The 17,253-nt window shown below is 41.2% G+C and carries 22 protein-coding genes and 1 pseudogene; 3 read left to right on the forward strand and 20 right to left on the reverse strand.

Annotated features, from left to right (window positions below; genetic code table 11):
- Positions 1-14 precede the first annotated feature (14 nt).
- The 17 genes from nusB to ACJROX_RS18735 all read right to left on the reverse strand — a co-directional run bounded on the left by nusB (position 15) and on the right by ACJROX_RS18735 (position 11,951).
- The gene (nusB, locus tag ACJROX_RS18655) at positions 15-407 is read right to left on the reverse strand and encodes a transcription antitermination factor NusB (RefSeq protein ID WP_408006712.1); all 393 of its coding nucleotides are present in this window, start codon (positions 405-407) and stop codon (positions 15-17) included.
- Between the two features lie 185 nt (positions 408-592).
- Positions 593-1,003 carry an Asp23/Gls24 family envelope stress response protein gene (locus ACJROX_RS18660; protein WP_408006713.1) on the reverse strand — a complete coding sequence of 137 codons (411 nt, stop codon included), beginning with the start codon at positions 1,001-1,003 and terminating at the stop codon, positions 593-595.
- A 1-nt stretch (position 1,004) separates the two neighbouring features.
- Entirely contained in the window at positions 1,005-2,387 is a 1,383-nt protein-coding gene (gene accC, locus ACJROX_RS18665) for an acetyl-CoA carboxylase biotin carboxylase subunit (protein WP_408006714.1), read from the reverse strand.
- 10 nt (positions 2,388-2,397) lie between these two features.
- Positions 2,398-2,895: an acetyl-CoA carboxylase biotin carboxyl carrier protein gene (gene accB, locus ACJROX_RS18670; protein ID WP_408006715.1), complete on the reverse strand. Its 498-nt coding sequence runs from the start codon at positions 2,893-2,895 to the stop codon at positions 2,398-2,400.
- A gap of 315 nt (positions 2,896-3,210) precedes the next feature.
- The gene (locus tag ACJROX_RS18675; protein ID WP_408006716.1) at positions 3,211-3,744 is read right to left on the reverse strand and encodes a SpoIIIAH-like family protein; all 534 of its coding nucleotides are present in this window, start codon (positions 3,742-3,744) and stop codon (positions 3,211-3,213) included.
- A gap of 3 nt (positions 3,745-3,747) precedes the next feature.
- Positions 3,748-4,398, reverse strand: a complete 651-nt coding sequence (spoIIIAG, locus tag ACJROX_RS18680) for a stage III sporulation protein AG (protein ID WP_408006717.1) — start codon at positions 4,396-4,398, stop codon at positions 3,748-3,750.
- A 6-nt stretch (positions 4,399-4,404) separates the two neighbouring features.
- Entirely contained in the window at positions 4,405-5,016 is a 612-nt protein-coding gene (gene spoIIIAF, locus ACJROX_RS18685; RefSeq protein WP_408006718.1) for a stage III sporulation protein AF, read from the reverse strand.
- A gap of 18 nt (positions 5,017-5,034) precedes the next feature.
- Positions 5,035-6,228, reverse strand: coding sequence for a stage III sporulation protein AE (gene spoIIIAE, locus ACJROX_RS18690; protein ID WP_408011702.1), 1,194 nt, complete (start codon positions 6,226-6,228; stop codon positions 5,035-5,037).
- 17 nt (positions 6,229-6,245) lie between these two features.
- Complete coding sequence (gene spoIIIAD / locus ACJROX_RS18695; RefSeq protein WP_408011703.1) at positions 6,246-6,635, reverse strand: stage III sporulation protein AD; 390 nt, start codon at positions 6,633-6,635, stop codon at positions 6,246-6,248.
- Between the two features lie 13 nt (positions 6,636-6,648).
- Positions 6,649-6,855, reverse strand: coding sequence for a stage III sporulation protein AC (spoIIIAC, locus tag ACJROX_RS18700; protein WP_221565492.1), 207 nt, complete (start codon positions 6,853-6,855; stop codon positions 6,649-6,651).
- A gap of 19 nt (positions 6,856-6,874) precedes the next feature.
- Positions 6,875-7,387, reverse strand: a complete 513-nt coding sequence (spoIIIAB, locus tag ACJROX_RS18705) for a stage III sporulation protein SpoIIIAB (protein ID WP_408006719.1) — start codon at positions 7,385-7,387, stop codon at positions 6,875-6,877.
- Positions 7,384-8,331, reverse strand: coding sequence for a stage III sporulation protein AA (gene spoIIIAA, locus ACJROX_RS18710; RefSeq protein ID WP_408006720.1), 948 nt, complete (start codon positions 8,329-8,331; stop codon positions 7,384-7,386). Before spoIIIAA ends, spoIIIAB begins: the two co-directional genes overlap by 4 nt.
- An 84-nt stretch (positions 8,332-8,415) precedes the next feature.
- Entirely contained in the window at positions 8,416-8,697 is a 282-nt protein-coding gene (locus ACJROX_RS18715) for a YqhV family protein (RefSeq protein ID WP_408006721.1), read from the reverse strand.
- Between the two features lie 284 nt (positions 8,698-8,981).
- Positions 8,982-9,539 (reverse strand): elongation factor P, encoded by a 558-nt coding sequence (efp, locus tag ACJROX_RS18720; protein ID WP_408006722.1) that lies wholly within the window; start codon positions 9,537-9,539, stop codon positions 8,982-8,984.
- Positions 9,540-9,557: 18 nt separating this feature from the next.
- Positions 9,558-10,625 (reverse strand): M24 family metallopeptidase, encoded by a 1,068-nt coding sequence (locus tag ACJROX_RS18725; RefSeq protein ID WP_408006723.1) that lies wholly within the window; start codon positions 10,623-10,625, stop codon positions 9,558-9,560.
- Complete coding sequence (gene aroQ / locus ACJROX_RS18730; RefSeq protein WP_408006724.1) at positions 10,622-11,065, reverse strand: type II 3-dehydroquinate dehydratase; 444 nt, start codon at positions 11,063-11,065, stop codon at positions 10,622-10,624. Before aroQ ends, ACJROX_RS18725 begins: the two co-directional genes overlap by 4 nt.
- A 355-nt stretch (positions 11,066-11,420) precedes the next feature.
- Positions 11,421-11,951: a YqhR family membrane protein gene (locus ACJROX_RS18735; RefSeq protein ID WP_408006725.1), complete on the reverse strand. Its 531-nt coding sequence runs from the start codon at positions 11,949-11,951 to the stop codon at positions 11,421-11,423.
- Positions 11,952-12,252: 301 nt separating this feature from the next.
- Between ACJROX_RS18735 and ACJROX_RS18740 the strand changes: the two genes are divergently transcribed.
- Entirely contained in the window at positions 12,253-13,212 is a 960-nt protein-coding gene (locus ACJROX_RS18740; protein WP_408006726.1) for a DUF1385 domain-containing protein, read from the forward strand.
- Between the two features lie 22 nt (positions 13,213-13,234).
- Positions 13,235-13,627 carry an SA1362 family protein gene (locus tag ACJROX_RS18745; protein ID WP_408006727.1) on the forward strand — a complete coding sequence of 131 codons (393 nt, stop codon included), beginning with the start codon at positions 13,235-13,237 and terminating at the stop codon, positions 13,625-13,627.
- Here ACJROX_RS18745 and ACJROX_RS18750 read toward each other — a convergent pair.
- Positions 13,622-14,554 carry a patatin-like phospholipase family protein gene (locus ACJROX_RS18750; RefSeq protein ID WP_408011704.1) on the reverse strand — a complete coding sequence of 311 codons (933 nt, stop codon included), beginning with the start codon at positions 14,552-14,554 and terminating at the stop codon, positions 13,622-13,624. The two genes, ACJROX_RS18745 and ACJROX_RS18750, sit on opposite strands and share 6 nt — an antisense overlap.
- Before the next feature lie 117 nt (positions 14,555-14,671).
- Positions 14,672-15,106, reverse strand: a complete 435-nt coding sequence (gene mntR, locus ACJROX_RS18755; RefSeq protein ID WP_225063697.1) for a transcriptional regulator MntR — start codon at positions 15,104-15,106, stop codon at positions 14,672-14,674.
- Between the two features lie 273 nt (positions 15,107-15,379).
- Between mntR and ACJROX_RS18760 the strand changes: the two genes are divergently transcribed.
- The gene (locus ACJROX_RS18760) at positions 15,380-16,678 is read left to right on the forward strand and encodes a translocation protein TolB (protein WP_408006728.1); all 1,299 of its coding nucleotides are present in this window, start codon (positions 15,380-15,382) and stop codon (positions 16,676-16,678) included.
- A gap of 117 nt (positions 16,679-16,795) precedes the next feature.
- On the opposite strand, the pseudogene tnpA reads toward ACJROX_RS18760, so the two are convergent.
- Positions 16,796-17,219: pseudogene (tnpA, locus tag ACJROX_RS18765) on the reverse strand (IS200/IS605 family transposase).
- Positions 17,220-17,253 lie beyond the last annotated feature (34 nt).

The raw sequence follows: 17,253 nt of genomic DNA on the forward strand, positions 1-17,253 counted from the left end.
CAATAACCCCTCCACTATTGAATCGTTTTGCTTATTTTTGAAAGTACTGCGTTTACAAAGCGACCGGATTCGTCTCCTCCGAATGTTTTAGCAAGATCGATCGCCTCGTTGAAGGTAACCTTGATCGGAATGTCATCAATATATAACATTTCGTAGACAGCAAGCCGCAAGACAGAACGGTCGACATTACCGATTCGATCAAAGCTCCAGTTTTCAAGGTGTTCTTTAATGAGCGTATCAATTTCTTCCTTATGGTCTGTTGTCCCTTCGACTAACTGGACAAGGAAGTCATCACGTTCTTCACCTTCCTCAAGAACATGACCAATTGCTTCCGAACGGTCTAATTGACTTACATCTATTTGAAATAAAGACTGTAATGCCTTTTCTCTTGCATTCCTTCTTTTCATATCGTGATACTTCCTTTCATTTCTTCTCTATATGATGATAGCATAGAGACCGTTACCTTTTCAGCATACACATATTTAATATGTAATAATCGAAAAAACCGACCCAAAACCGGCAGACTCCTCTAGTTTTTCGAATAGGTGGTGGATTCGAGAAGTCTAACGCTTGTTTTGAGCCAGTTTGCCGATTAATATTCTTGATCTTCTTCAACTGCTGGATTCACTTTACCTTCAAATTGCACACCGACCACATGCACATCGACACGATTTGGTTCTAATGCTGTCATCGTGTGGAGTGTATGTCGGATGTTTTCTTGTATCTTTTCAGCCGTATCTGGAATTGATACACCGAAATTCATCGTTACAAAAACATCAATGTTGATTCCTTCCTCAGAAAGCTCGACCTTTACACCTTTACCAAGTGATTTTCTGCCGAAACGTTCAACTACCCCTGAGGCAAAGTTCCCACGCATTGCGGAAACTCCCTCTACTTCGGTAGCAGCAAGACTGGAGATTACTTCAATTACTTCTGGTGAGATTTCAACCTTGCCTAAGTTAGCATCTTTTTCTTCCATTTCAAATGTTTGATATTCGTTCATACTACTCACCTCCATTTGAAGTCCGCTTTGATGATTTTGATGTTAAATCATAGTTCTCTAAGAATTTAGTATTGAATTCACCGATATTGAATTTTTCATGATCGAGTAAGCGCAGGTGGAATGGAATGGTTGTATCCACACCTTCAATGACAAACTCACTCAATGCACGTTTCATTCGGCGGATTGCTTCTTCCCGTGTGTTTCCATAAGTGATGACTTTCGCAATCATCGAATCGTAATATGGTGGAATGAAATAACCTGGATAAGCAGCCGAATCGACACGTACACCTAGCCCGCCTGGCGGTAGATACATTTCAATCCTGCCTGCAGAAGGCATGAAGTTTTTATCAGGATTCTCCGCATTGATCCGGCATTCTATCGACCATCCTTCAAACTTGATGTCATCCTGGCTATAGGATAACCGCTCACCGCTGGCAACTCGAATTTGTTCTTTGATCAAGTCGATCCCTGTAACCATCTCTGTAACAGGATGCTCTACTTGGATCCGTGTATTCATTTCCATGAAATAGAAATCACCGGTATTGTGCTCGAAGATGAATTCTACAGTACCTGCTCCAGAATAATGTACAGCCTTGGCTGCCCGCACTGCAGCTTCTCCCATTTCTTCACGTTTTTCGGGATCGAGGGCTGGAGATGGGGTTTCTTCCAACAGCTTCTGCAAACGACGCTGAATCGAGCAATCGCGTTCACCCAAGTGGATTACATTCCCGTGATTGTCACCAAGTACTTGGATTTCAACATGGCGGAAATCTTCAATGTATTTTTCAATGTATACCCCTGGATTTCCAAATGCTGATGCAGCTTCTTGTTGAGTCATATTGATCCCTTTTACAAGCTCTTGCTCAGTGCGGGCAACACGGATTCCTTTCCCTCCGCCGCCGGCTGTTGCCTTGATGATTACGGGGTATCCCATTTCCTCGGCTAATTTTATCGCTTCCTCTTTGGTTTCGATGATCCCTTCAGAACCTGGGACGATCGGGACCCCAGCTTCCTTCATCGTCGACCTGGCAACATCCTTCGTCCCCATTCGATTGATCGCTTCTGGGCTCGGTCCAATGAACGTAATATTGCATTCCGCACAAATTTCAGCAAAATCAGCATTCTCTGCCAGGAATCCGTAACCTGGATGGATTGCATCAGCACCTGTCAATGTAGCGACACTCATGATATTTGTAAAGTTCAAATAACTTTCCTTTGCAAGGATAGGCCCAATACAATACGCTTCATCCGCTAGGCGTACATGCAATGATTCCTTATCGCCTTCAGAATATACAGCGATTGTTTCAATATTCATTTCTTTACAAGCTCGGATGATCCGGACAGCAATTTCTCCTCGGTTCGCTATAAGTACTTTTTTTATCATTGAAATCACCTTACTGTTTTTTCACAAGGAATAATGGTTGTCCATACTCGACTAGCTGTCCATTCTCTACGAGTATTTCTACTATTTCCCCATTCACTTCCGCCTCGATTTCGTTAAAGAGCTTCATCGCTTCAATGATACAGACGATCGAGTCGTTGGACACTTTGTCGCCTGGCTTTACATATGAATCTTCATCCGGTGACGGAGAAGCATAAAATGTACCGACCATAGGGGATTCGATCTTATGTAAGGATTCATCCGCTACTTTTCCTGGTTTTTCATCTTCGTCCGTTTCAGGCTTTTCTTCCACTGCTTGTGGCTTTGGTTGAGGTGCTGCTGCTTGTGCGGGTGCCTCAGCCGTTGCTTGAGGTGCCTGTTGTACTATCGGCTGTTCCCCAGCCCCTTTTTTCATGGTGATTTTCGCACCTTCTTGTTCATATTCGAATTCATTAATAGAAGATTGATCGATCAATTTGATCAATTCACGAATTTCTTGAATTTTGAGCATTATTTCCACTCCTTCAGTGTGTCTACTATTCTGTAATCATTATAGCATAATTCAGTCCTTCTAAAACTTACCACCTTACTATGTGAGCTGGTGCTAATTCGTTTATATCATAACACACTCCATTTGAGGAGGGTACCGATTATATTTTTTGGGTTTTCTTAGGACTTTAGCTATGTGCGTCAAAGCCTTTTTTCGAGTTCTCGGTTTTTCATGATTTGGTTTTTATCATTAGTTTCCGAGGATCACTATCTATGTTTAAAAACTCTCTAAATGGGAAGAAGGCAGCCCTGGGGACTGCCTTCCTTTTATGACCTATTAGTTTTTAGCGATTTGGAATTGGACGGCTACATGTTTGTTACCGATTTGTTCTTGAGCTTTGCGCATGATAGCGTTAGCTTCACTTTTACTTAGTTCTTCATCAGCGCGAACAATGATCTGAACTTCCGAATCCATGGTATTGACAAGGACATCTTCATAGCCCATTCCTTTGATCAATGTTTCTAGAGTATCTTCTTTCATAGCCAGTTCTTGTAATCCTTCCAACTGGCTAAGAGCCTGGGATTGTACTTCGGCTGAAACACTGGTAGAAGCAAGTACCTCATTGTATTTCGCTTGAAGCTCAGATCGCTTATCTTCAATTTTCATCCGGAGTTCTGTAAACATCTCGTCGCTATCAACCTCAGTGACGACTGACTCACCATTCGCTTCTGTAGCGCCTTCTTTCTTATTTTCATCCTGAGCAGCAAAGTCTGTCGGAGATTGTTCTGGTGTAGTGATATAATAGACGGATAACACGATAATCAAGCTCAACATTGTCAATAACCAAACCGTTTGTTTTTTCAATAACATTCATTATTCCCCCTTCTGCTTTTTCGGTCCTACACTCACTTTATGACTGGGTACATCAAGCACCCTCGAGACCGCTTCGATTATCCAACTTTTCACTTTCATGTTTTGAGCCCCATCAGCTAAAATAAGTACTCCCCTCACCTCCGGCTTTTCGGTAGTGACTTCAATCGGCTGTTCGCCGTTTTCACCTTGGATGATGATCACTTTTTCTTCCGTCTGAAGGTTTGTGGATTTACGCTTTCCCCCATGTTGGTCAGTTTCATCAGTCGTGGAATCTTGTTTAGATATATCCTTTTCATATATTGTCTTAGAGGTTGAATCTAGAAAGACCATTACACTGGTATCTTGAACCCCCATCATTTCGTCGAGGATTTCCTTCAGTTGGTTCCCGTAATGTTCTTCCATCTCTCTTATCGAGGAAGAATCGTCTGATTTTTTTATCGAGAATGTCGACTTAGATTCCTCGTCATCTTCTGTTGAATTCATAGCTGGAGTTGGATCTGGTGTACTTATCAGGTTTTGGACGAGCATCATGGCAATCCCGAAGCCGAGGATAAGTAAAATGTATTGGGATTTGCGGTTCAGCTTCATGCCCTCTTTTTTGGGTTTCAGAATCGATTTCAGCCAGTCATTCTGTTTCTTCTCATCAGACATTTTGCATTACGATCCTCCTTCCTCTACAAGTACGATTTGATCAGGGGACACTTCCCACTCTTTGGAAAGAAAAGCCTTGATTTCTTTCATGTCAGACGATTCCTCGTCAGGCTCCGTGATTTCCGCTGTATCGATCTTCACTTCTTGGATCGCTTCAACCGCATCTTCCTCACTCGACTGACTTTCCAAAGTGGTATGGATGAGCCACTGACTCTTTTCTGGACCAGCTTGGGATTTTTCCTGTATCACCACATCCTTTAATCGTTTTTCATATTGGTCTGCAAGCTTATCTTCTACCTTTTGTTGTAGTAGGACAGCCATTTGTTCTAAAATATATGCATCTTGTGAGGCTTGTATTTCACTTTTCTTATTTTCTATCAAATTTTTCATCTCACCATCTTTTATCACAGTTTCATCAAGCCTGAGTGATGCCAGTTCCTGATTGAGGTCTACGGAAAACATCTTGATCATCGGATTCAGGATAGCGATGATCAGGAGCAGGCCAATGACGACTTTCACGTATTTCTGGAATGCGTTCGAAGGTAGTAATAATTCAAGTATTGTCGCCAACAGGATGATAAGAATGATATTCGTCACCCATTCATACACAAATGACACCCTAACCCTCCTCCTCACTCAACGCATCATCAACGTCAGATTCCCTGCTGCAATCATCATCGTCACTGCTAGGAAAAACATGAAACAAACGATGGACAGTGCCGCAAAAATAAACATGACATTCTTGCTGATGATCGTTAAACATTGGATGATCGGGCCACCACCCAGCGGTTGTAAAACGGCAGCTGCAATTTGATAGATCAATACGAGAGACAGGATTTTCAGGGCCGGAAATGCACATAGCAGGATCAAAATGACGACCCCGGCAATTCCGATTGTGTTTTTCAATAATAAGGAGGCACTTAAGACAGTGTCTGTCGCGTCTGTGAACATCCGACCGATGACAGGGATGAAGTTCCCTGTAATAAATTTAGCGGTCCGGATTGCCACTCCATCGGCAACCGCAGCAGTTGCGCCCTGAACACTTATAACACCTAGGAAAACAGTAAAAAACACAAGCATGACACCTATCGCTACACCGCGTAATAGATTAGCCAGCTGGGTTACTTTATAATGATCGGTCAAAGTACTCACAATACTGAGCAATGCTGAAAGGAGCAGGAGCGGAAGGACAAAATGCTGGATCAACATCCCGCTCGTATTCACCAGGAAAATGATGAATGGGTGGAAAAAAGCGACTGATGCAATACTTCCTGTTGTTGCCATTAAAGCCAGTAATAAAGGAATAAGTGCGATGATGAAAGAATTCATGTTTCTGATCGCATCAATGGTATAGTTAGCTGCAACATGAAAACTATTGAGTGCAATGACGATCAACACCATGTAAACAATCCCGTAAGCGACTTTACTCACAGCCTGGTTTTCAAAGGCATTTTGCATCGTCTGAAGGAGCATGCTGAAAACCGTCAACATGATCAACATCCCAAGAAGCTTCCCGTTTGTCAGGATTTCATGGAATAGATATTTAAGAAGGCCAACCGCCCATTCCTTCAATGAAAAATCTTGATCACTCTGGATGAACTCAAGAATGCTGCCCTTTTGGCTTTCCGGTAAAAATCCGCCATATTCACTTCGGATTTTGTTCCAATATTCACGGATATCATCGAGATGTTCGTCTTCCACCTTCAAACTCATTTTGATCTGTTCTTTGTCACCCGTTTGCGCACTGGCATGACTGAGGGGTTGTCCCGCATATATAAAAAAAATGACAGCCATGACTATTCCGAACACTACTTTTATTCGCGAGTTGATTGGCATGTCATTCACTCCTAATTAGGCAGAAAATCAATAATCGTTTCTATCAAAACAGTAAGGATCGGAATCGCCATTACTAGAATCAAGACCTTTCCAGCCAATTCAATTTTTGCAGCAATCGATCCTTGTCCCGCGTCCCGTGTGATTTGAGCGCCAAATTCAGCGATATAGGCAATCCCGATGATTTTCAAGATCGTCTCGACATACACCATGTTCAGGTTGGCGTTTGTGGCTAGTCGTTCCAACATCAGGATCACAGCCTGTATTTTTCCTATCAAAAACAAGAAAACAGCAGCACCGGCAAAAAGAATGACTAGAAAAGAGAAGGCAGGTTTCTGTTCCTTAATTACGATGGTAAGAAATGTAGCGATCAAGCAGAACCCGACAATCTGGATGATTTCGATTGAAAACCCCTCCTCATCCCTGGAAGAGGAACACACCTCTTATTTGTTGGAACAGGTCATCAAGCAAGGTGATGACGATGAAAAGGACAAGGACGAACCCGATCAACGTGATCCAGTGGGCGATATCCTCTTTTCCCATCTGTTTCAACACGGTATGTAACATGGCGATTACGATACCTATTCCAGCTATTTGAAAAATGGTGTTTACATCGTAAGGCATTCTGCTTTCTCCTCTCCGACTAAATCAGCAATATGACAATCAATAATCCCACTAAAACCCCAAGACTCTTAACCATATTTTCATAGCGACGCTGTATGTCTTCTGCTTCTTTTTCTTCCCGCTCAAGGTGAACAATCGTAAGACGGATCTGCTTCTGTTGATGATCGCGGTCATGTCGGCCTAGTGTGGCTCCAAACTGCTTCAAAATTTCGATTTCGCCTTTTTGGAAGGCTGTATGCTTTTTTATGATTTCAAGACTTTCCTCCCATGCTTCTTGCACAGTACATCGACCCGTATACAAACGACCGGCTACTTCTTCAAAGAAAAGGGAGAGCGGTGCTTTCATTTGTTTGGAAAGATTGATACTTGCTTCATATATGGGGGTTAGTCCATAAACGATTTCAGCTTCAAGTGATTGGAGAGCAACCTTCAATTGTCTTAACTGTTTCGGCCGCTCTTGGAGACGCTTAGCCCATTCGAATCCTGCCCAAGTGGTTGCCAGAATGATGCAGACAGCTCCAATCACATTCATGTAGCGGCTCGTTCCTTTTCGAAGTTGATCACCTTGAATTCGCGATCTAAGATTCGCTTGATTCGACTCGGACTACTATTTTGAGACATTTCCACAAAGCGATCGAACAATTGAATGTCTAACAGCCTTTTGATGGTAGGTCGTTTCAAGACATTTTCGATGCTGTAACCATGGGCTGTCATGATCATTTGCACCCCCGCATTCATAGCTTCTAAAATAGCTTCAGAATCTTCTTGCCTGCCGATCTCGTCAACGATGATGACTTCAGGGCTGAGGCTTCTGATCATCATCATGACCCCTTCTGCTTTCGGACACGAATCAAGCACATCGATTCTCGATCCAAGATTATGTTGCGGAATACCCTTGATGCAACCGGCTATTTCAGAACGCTCATCCACGATCCCTACCTTTGATGTTGGTATGTTTCGTTCTGGCATACCTGAGCTTGCGACTCTGGCCAAGTCCCTTAAAAGAGTTGTTTTACCAGACTGCGGAGGGCCGATGATCAAGGTATTCATCCACCTTCTTCTGAAAAGAATTGGTGCAACCGGCTCTGCAATCCCAACTTTTTGTCGAGCAACCCGGATATTGAAAGAACTGACGTCTTTTATCGCTTTGACTTGTCCGTTTTCAGTAATGACTTTTCCAGCAAGCCCGACCCGATGTCCGCCTTTTATCGTGATATAACCTCTTTTCAGTTCTTCTTCAAAGGCATATAATGAAAATTGGCTCAACTTGTTCATAAGTTGGATTCCATCTTGAAATGTAACGATATACGGATCCCCTAGACTTGTTTTCGGATACTTCGGCTTCCCCCCACAAATAATCTCGAGCGGGCGATTGACTCGAACTCTCACTTCCTCGACTAACGCCCCTGGATTTTTGATAGGAGAACATATGAGATCCCTTAATGAATCTGGTAGCATCTCAAGAATTTCTTCCATGGTACATCCCCATTTCTTTTTATGGGCTTGTTCTCAATGTATGGTTGAACAAGCTCTTTTATGACACTGTCGAAGTGAGAACACTCATTTCAAAACTCCTACCAAAATCAAGAACACACCGATCCCGATCAGAGCTAATTTACTGAAAGAGAGATCCCCAGCGATCCCCATCAGGCCAAGCGCCATCGTGAAGATGAATATCACTGGCCCTACAAAGGCCAAAGAAGCATTGATCAGAACCGCCTTCTGAATTGAATTAAAATGGATCATCAGGAAAACAGCCGTAAGTTCAAAGGTGGCAGACAAAAGTCTCAATCCCGCCATATTGAGCACAGTAGGGTCAAAATGATCAAAGAGATGCTTCATAACTTCCTCCACTTTTTTGTACAACCTATGTTGGAAAAAGAAGAAGTAGACTAGTGAACTGGACCTTTTTAGGTGGGGAAAATATAAGTTGAGAGCGTATTAAAGATAATTTTCCTGTTTTAAAGATATTTTTTATTTTTAAAGTTTTTGAGGTGTTTTTTTAAGATGATTTGAAATTTTTTAAGATAGCGCAACAAATTTTAAAGATCCATAAAAAAAGACCGGCCCGAACCAAATTTGGTTCGGGCCAGTCCTTATTTTCAATACTTTTTAACTATTTAACTTTACGCTCTGGATACATATTCTCCAGAACGCGTGTCAATGATCAGAACGTCTCCTTCGTTGATGAAGAAAGGTACTTGAACCGTAAGACCCGTTTGAAGAGTAGCCGGTTTCGTACCGCCAGATGCTGTATCTCCTTTAATACCAGGTTCAGTGTCCGTCACTTCAAGTTCTACTGTATTTGGCAGTTCTACACCGATTGTCTCTCCTTGATACATTTGTACTTGTACAGTCATATTTTCAAGAAGGTACTTTAGCTCTTCTTCAATTTGAGCCGTTTGAAGTTCAAGCTGATCGTACGTTTCGTTATCCATGAACGTATGCACATCACCCGAGGAATAAAGGTATTGCATACGGCGGTTGTCGATGTGTGCCTTCGCTACTTTTTCTCCACCACGGAAAGTTTTCTCCTGGATTGCTCCAGTACGCAGGTTACGAAGCTTTGAACGTACGAAAGCAGCACCTTTACCTGGTTTCACGTGCTGGAAGTCGAGTACTGTCCAGATTCCGCCGTCTACCTCTATTGTTAATCCTGTTTTAAAATCGTTGACTGAAATCATATTGTTTCCTCCTGTTTTTTACTCACCAATGATGAATAACTCTTTTGATGAGGTTGATAATTTTTCACAGCCCGTTTCCGTTATGACAACATCGTCCTCAATTCGGACACCGCCCAGCCCAGACACATAGATTCCTGGTTCAACCGTTACCACCATGCCAGGCTTCAAAACTGTATCAACTTTAAAGGAAAGTCCTGGTCCTTCATGGACATCCAAACCGATTCCATGTCCAGTCGAATGACCAAAGTTTTCACCATACCCTCTTTCCTTGATATAATCTCTTGTCAATGCATCCGCTTCTTTACCAGTCATTCCCGGTTTCAATCCTTCTAATCCTTTCAACTGCGCATCCAAAACGATTTGATGGATCTCTTTCATTTTTCCACTCGGTTCACCGACCGCAATTGTCCGAGTAATATCTGAGCAGTACCCTTTATAAAGCGCTCCGAAATCCAATGTAACCATGTCTCCCTTTTCAATCACCTTTTCAGTTGCGACACCGTGCGGCAGGGATGAACGTACTCCAGATGCTACAATGATATCAAATGAAGATGAGGTTGCACCATTTTTCCTCATGAAAAATTCAAGTTCATTTGAAACATCAATCTCTCTCATACCTGGTTTGATAAACGCCAAGATATGTTCAAATGTTTTGTCGGCAAGTTCTGCCGCTTCTTTTAAAATATGCAATTCCTTTTCATCTTTTATTAAACGGAGCTTTTCAACTATACCTGAAACAGGTACGAGGTCACTATCAACCTTATCACTATAAGACTGATGGATCGCATATGTAAGGTAGTCTTGCTCGAATCCCAGCTTTGAGATTCCCATTTTCTTCGCCTGTATGGCAACTTCATCCGGAATCATTGCCGTATGTTTGACGATTTCGTACCCCTTCGCTTGCTCGTTTGCTTGATCGATGTAACGGAAGTCCGTGATCAACTTCGCCTCTCGATCCGAAATGAGCACAACTCCCGAAGAACCTGTAAATTGGGTGATGTACCGACGATTGCTGGCACTTGTGATCAACATTCCGTCAATTCCATGTTCACCGAACAATGCTCTTAAACGTTCAATTCGATTCAATTTTCTTCCCCCTTTAAATAGTGTAAAAGCCCTTTTAGAGCAAGTTCATATCCAATATTTCCGAAACCGGAGATCTGCCCGATTGTAACTTCAGAAATGACAGACGTATGTCTGAATGATTCACGTGCATATATATTGGATAAATGAACTTCTATTGCAGGTATGTCAACACCTGCAAGTGCATCTCTGATTGCATAGCTATAATGTGTATATGCTCCCGCGTTGAGAATCAACCCGCTGTAACCTTCGGCAGCTTCATGAATCCAATCAATTAGTTCACCTTCATGATTGGATTGGCGGGCATCAATTTCACATCCGCTTTCCCTTGCAATCGATTCAAGAGAGTTCATGATCTGTTCCAATGTTTTATGTCCGTAAATATGAGGTTCTCGTTTACCTAGACGATTTAGGTTTGGACCGTTCAACACCATCAATTTCATTATGTAATTCCCCTTTTTTGCACAATTAGGAGTCCTGTCACTGGTTATAGATATTTACGTAAAGCTTATTATTCGTGAATTTTTCCGAAATTCACTCCCTTTCCGTGGACGATCCGCAAGCCTCCTCGCTCGCTTGCACAGGAAGTTCTGACTTCGACGTTCACCATAGGACGTGGTGGTATTTAGTCGAATTTCATTATTATACTCGAAGATCCTTCGATCGCTGCGGGGTCTCGCCTGGTTGCTTATCCCGCAGGAGTGTCGCGAAATTCATTCAAATTTTCTCTAAAGCTTTACGAAAAAAAACAGAATGTTCCATGGAACATTCTATCATAGGTCTTTGTTTTTGAATAGCTCAATGCCCCTCTTGCCGCGCTTTGGTCAACTCATCATACTCGAAGGAAATCGAGAAACCGATAAACAATCCGTATAACACATATAAGCTTAAAGTGGTAGTCAATGTATTCTTCCCTAATTCCTGAATCGGCTCTAAAGTTGGAAAAATCGGTCTTAATAAGTAAAAGACGATCCCCCAGAGTACGATTCCATAAATTACTCCTGTTATCATATGCTTGAACTTTGCAAGCAGGATTTTATAGGCCATTGCCACTAACATCGACAATAAAGCGATAACGAAAATCCCGATCCAATTTCCTAACGCTTTATCTTTCCAATCTGCAACCACCCATGGGGATAAAACTAGAGCAGGCTTTATTTTCGTGAAGTTCAACAGATACAATAGGTAACCAATCAGACTCCAAAACAAACCACCTGCAAAACCGATTGTCAAAACCCTACCGGTAAAGGAAACCTGTTTCTCCTTTTGATTCTGTTCTAAAGGTTCTCTGTGATCATTTTGTTCTTGACCATTACGTTCAGATTCCATTCTTACACCTCCAAAGTTATCCTTCAGCTATCACATATTGAAAATCAATTGAAAAAATCCAGTTTAAATGTGTTAAATAGATGGAAAAAGGGAAAATATAAACTGAAAAACAAAGCCCTTCATACTTCTATAAAAGTTTTTTCAGCGGGCTCTCACTGATAATATGTTCCATTTATCAGGAAGTTATTAGCTTGAAGGAATTTGAAAATTGAATAACAAGGAGTCCACACATATAGCGGTTTCGCAGACTATCATGTAGAATAGAGTTAGAATGGTAATGCATAGATAGGTTGGTGGATGTATGTCTAAACAAAAAACTCCAGCATATGGCGGCCAGGCAGTAATGGAAGGTGTCATGTTCGCTGGAAAATACACATACGTAACAGCAATTCGGAGGAAAGACGACTCAATCGAGTACTTCGAAGTTAAAAAAAAGCATCGCCCCGTTCTTAACTCTCTAAAAAAAATACCATTGATCAGAGGGTTTGTGGCGATCATAGAAGCTAGTGCGAACGGTGTGAAGCATTTGAATTTTTCCACAGATAGATACGATGTGGCACCAGAAGATGATGAGCAAGTTCTGGCAGAAAATAAACCGTCCAAATTGACTTTGATTCTTGGAACCGCATTAATTGGTGTCCTCTCATTCCTTTTCGGTAAATTTTTGTTCACTTTGCTCCCGGCCATTGCCGCTGAAGCATTTCGACCGATCCCTATATTTTCAGGACATGTTGGACAGAATATCATTGAAGGTTTCCTTAAATTAATCTTATTGCTTTCATATTTATACTTTATATCGATGACACCATTGATTAAAAGAGTTTTCCAATATCATGGTGCTGAACATAAAGTCATAAACGCCTATGAAAACAAATTGCCTTTGACAGTCGAAAATGTTCAGGCTCAATCGAGACTACACTATCGCTGTGGCAGCAGTTTCATATTGTTCACCGTAATCATCGGGGTCTTCATTTATTTACTTGTACCATCAGAACCCTTATGGCTGAGATTGATTTCTAGAGTGGCACTGATTCCAATCGTTTTAGGAGTTTCTTATGAAGTGCTGCAAGGTACAAATAAATTGAGAAACATTCCTGTACTACGTTACCTTGGCTATCCTGGTTTATGGCTCCAGCTATTGACGACAAAGGAACCGACTGATAAACAGACTGAGGTAGCCATCGCATCATTCAATGAAATGCTTGAAAGAGATGGAAATTACGAAAAAGCAGCCACAGAAAAAACTGCTGAAGTCGTTTAATTTTTTAAGGAGGTGAGTCTTGTTGTTTCGAAAGTTCAACGTTTTAATCATGTTGATACTTGGTCTTGCAGCATTTGGCTTTGTGATAACCGTGATCACTAATCCGATGTACCTTGTGCGTATGGTTCTGATTGTCGCGGCAGTAGGTGGAATCTTTTACTTCTTGTATAAACGATTCCTCGCAAAGCGGTTTGGTGGCGGTGGCGGTAAGGATGTAAATAAATACAAGCAAGCGGCTCGCTATTCTGCACAAAAATATCAAAACCAACCAGGGAAAATTATGAAAAAACCACCAAAGATAAAGCCAAGTACAAAGGCGAAATCCTCCTTATCGAAAATGAAGAAACGTACAAATGATCATAACTTCAAAGTTATCGAAGGTAAAAAAGGGAAGAAGAAAAATCGAGCATTATAAAATGCTCGATTTTTTTGTGGAAAGCTTTGTTTGGGGTCTATAATGACGCCAATTCCTTAAAAATTTCTCGGTGCTTTGGATTCCGAAATCGGTCAATTCATCGATCACTTCTGAAGAAAGGTTAAAATTAATCATGGAAATTTGTTTTACGGGGATGAAAACTATATCAGCGATGTGGGCTTCAGAAATGTGCCTCGCATCGTGCGCATCCATCATCGTATCGAACAACCCATGGAATAAAGAGATCGCATTCTTGACATTATTCGGTCTTTGCTCGAACTGTGAAGGCTTCAGCTGAAAACCCAGCGTCGGCCACTTGATCTCCGTTTTCCCATCCTGGAATAACCAGATTGGAAAATTACTTAACACCCCGCCATCTACGATGATGTTTTTCTTACCAGTCGCATCGTACAATTTCATCGGATCGAAAAAATAAGGGATGCTCGCACTCATCCTGACAGCTTTAGCAATTTTGAAGCGTTCCGGTAAAATACCATACCTCTTCAAATCATCCGGCAAAACGATAAGACGCCCATTCGTGATATCAGAAGCAATGATTTTAAGGGAGCCTTCAGGGAGATCACCGAAAGTACTTATTCCTTTAGCCGCAAGCACCTCTTCAACCCACTGTTCCAACCGCTTCCCTTTATAAAGGCCTAACTTCCAATACAACATCAGCCACTTCATGAAAGGAAAAGCCACTGATAGCCTTCTTGGGTCGAGAAATTCTCTTATATCCACCTCATGGAGTAAAGTTTTAATTTCATCTGCTTTATATCCTGCAGCCACTACTGCCGCAAAAATAGCCCCAGCACTTGTCCCGGCAGTTCTTTTAAAAGTAATCCCTTTCCGCTCTGCTGCTTTCAAGGCTCCAATAAATGCGATTGCTCTTACACCACCGCCTGAGAATACGCCATCTACATCCATCGTTTCACCCCTCTCCATTTTATATATGACTGTATGCAGGAGAGAATTCATACAGAAAGCTTAGAAGAATTGATGTTGAAAATTGTTCGCCAATTAAAAAACAATCACAACACAAGGCTATGATTGTTCCTGTTCCTCTTCATTTTTACGTTGAATTTCCCGTAGTCCGTCAATCCGGGACGTATCTTCATCAAAATATTGAACCAGATCCCCGATCCGGTCAATCGCATTCCAGCTCAAGTGATGTTCAATTCCTTCAACATCTTCATAAATGTTTTCTTGATCAACCCCAATGACTTTCAGGAAATCTTCCAAAAGTTCATGTCGATATACAAGACGTTTTCCAAGTTTCTTACCATTCGGTGTGAGTACGAAGCCACGATATTTTTCATAAACGACATATTTGCCTTTATCCAGTTTCTGTACCATTTTCGTAACCGATGATGGGTGAACTTCCAGTGCTTCTGCAATATCTGAAACTCTTGCGTATCCTTTTTCATCAATCAACTGGTAAATACGTTCAATATAATCCTCCATACTTGGAGTTGGCATGTTCTTCCCCTCCAATACCTGCTGATTTTGTAACTGGTTACAAAATCAAAACATACTAAAAGGATACAATAATAACAGGCAAGTGACAAGCGTACTTGGCGTTTAAGTGAAGTATTCGATTCTCGTCTCAGGAAAGTATCGGTGTATATAACCCTCGATCGTCTCCCTCAATTCTTGAGCCTCATCCTTTTTTTGTGAGGTCGAGACCGATTGTTTGCACTTATGTATTAATTTGGAATTCAAACAGGAAAAAAATGCAAGAATGTATGAACTGTGGATGCAACAAAATACATAAAAGCGTTAATATCAGGAGGTAGTGATTTGAGAACATTATCGATTATCCTATCCATGCTAATAAGTCTTACCATACCTTACACAGCAAGTGGTCAAACAGATCCCTCCTTAGTCGCAGCGTTTATAAGAGATGGTGACCTTTGGATAATAAAAGGGAGCGAAGAACAGCTAGTGACAAAGAAGAAAGAAATATCCGGTCCTAGGTGGTCTGATGATGGAAAATGGCTAGCTTACTTGGAAGGGGAAGAAAAACAAAACATTTGGCTGTACAATTTAGAGTCTCGGAAAAAGGAATTGTTTTTTAAAGGTGATGCTTCCAACATACAATGGGCTCCAAAAAAAAATTCTCTTGCTTTTCAGGTAGGTGAAACACTTTATTTAAAAAACATAAACAGTGAAACAGCTAAACCAATAGCCTCCGATGTCGGAAATTACTCCTGGTTCCCAACAGGGAATGGTTTCTTAACATCCACTAATTCAGAGCTGACCCCTGACGGCTGGACTGATATAGAATTCTATAAAATAATACTTGAGAACAATCAGATAAAAAAAACAGATTTCTTCAAGTTGCCTGCTCTAACACTGGAAAATGATGAATTCGGGATCGGGACTAGCATTTTCAAATGGTCACCCGATGAAAAATGGATTTCTTTCATCAAATATCCAACAGCTTCATTATCTGCAGATGCCAACATTTTATATGTACTTTCTTCTAATGAAAAACAATTGATCAAACTCAATCAAATGCTCAATGAACCAAGCTGGTTTCGCTGGGCACCAAACCACAATTCACTTGCCTATATTGGTGGAGTTAATCGAATATCGATTATGAATAAATTCTTACAAGTCAAAGAACTTCCAGCTTCAAAACAGGGAACGTTTACACCAGATGGATATGTAGACAGGGATTTTACCTGGCATAATGATCAGTTGATTACAGTTGCAAGGTCAAAGGAAAGCGATTGGTCAAATGATCCAGCCCAACGTCCATTACCTGCTTTGTATCAGATTGACTTAAAAAACAAAGAGCAAAAAAAGATTACAAATCCTAAAAATGGTTTTGGTGATTTCACGCCTCACTATTTGCCTGGATCAAATCGACTTATTTGGGTTCGTACTAATCGAAAGAATAATAACGTGTGGATTGCTGAGGAAAATGGCAAACATGCAAAAGTGTGGATTTCTAATATTGATCAAGGCGGAAACTTTTACGAAAAATGGGATTGGAGCAATGTTTTGAGCATCTATATTCCTAAGGAAGTAAGTATCCGCCCGTAAAACGGGCGGTTTTAATTTCGCCCTATAAGGGCACTTTACCAACAATCCCCTTAAGGGGGCTTTTGAATTGACCGCCAACCGTTTATCTCTCTACCTATTTCTTGAATGGGTATATTCTCATTTAGTCATGTTGTCCCGCAAACGATCTTCAGCTTCTTGTTCTCGAATATATTTCGCTACTGTTTTTTGATTGAGTCCAACTGTACTCACATAGTATCCTTTAGCCCAAAACGTGCGATTTCCATGATTATATTTCAGGTTTGCATGTCGGTCATGTATCATCAAAGAGCTTTTTCCTTTTAAGTATCCCATGAAGTAAGATACTGACATTTTGGGTGGTATTCTGACCAACATGTGTATATGGTCTGGCATTGCATGAGCTTCAATGATCTCAACATCTTTCATATCGCATAATCTTCTTAGAATCACCAATGTCTTTTCTCAATTTCCCAAATATGATCTTCCTTCTATACTTTGGGATAAACACAATGTGATACTTACAATTCCATCGGGTATGTGATAAACTGTTGTCGCTCGACATGAGCAGATCTCTTCTCGTTAATTGAAATTGGTTT

Source organism: Pseudalkalibacillus sp. A8, assembly GCF_045920555.1.
In the GTDB taxonomy this organism is placed as follows: Bacteria; Bacillota; Bacilli; order Bacillales; family Fictibacillaceae; genus Pseudalkalibacillus.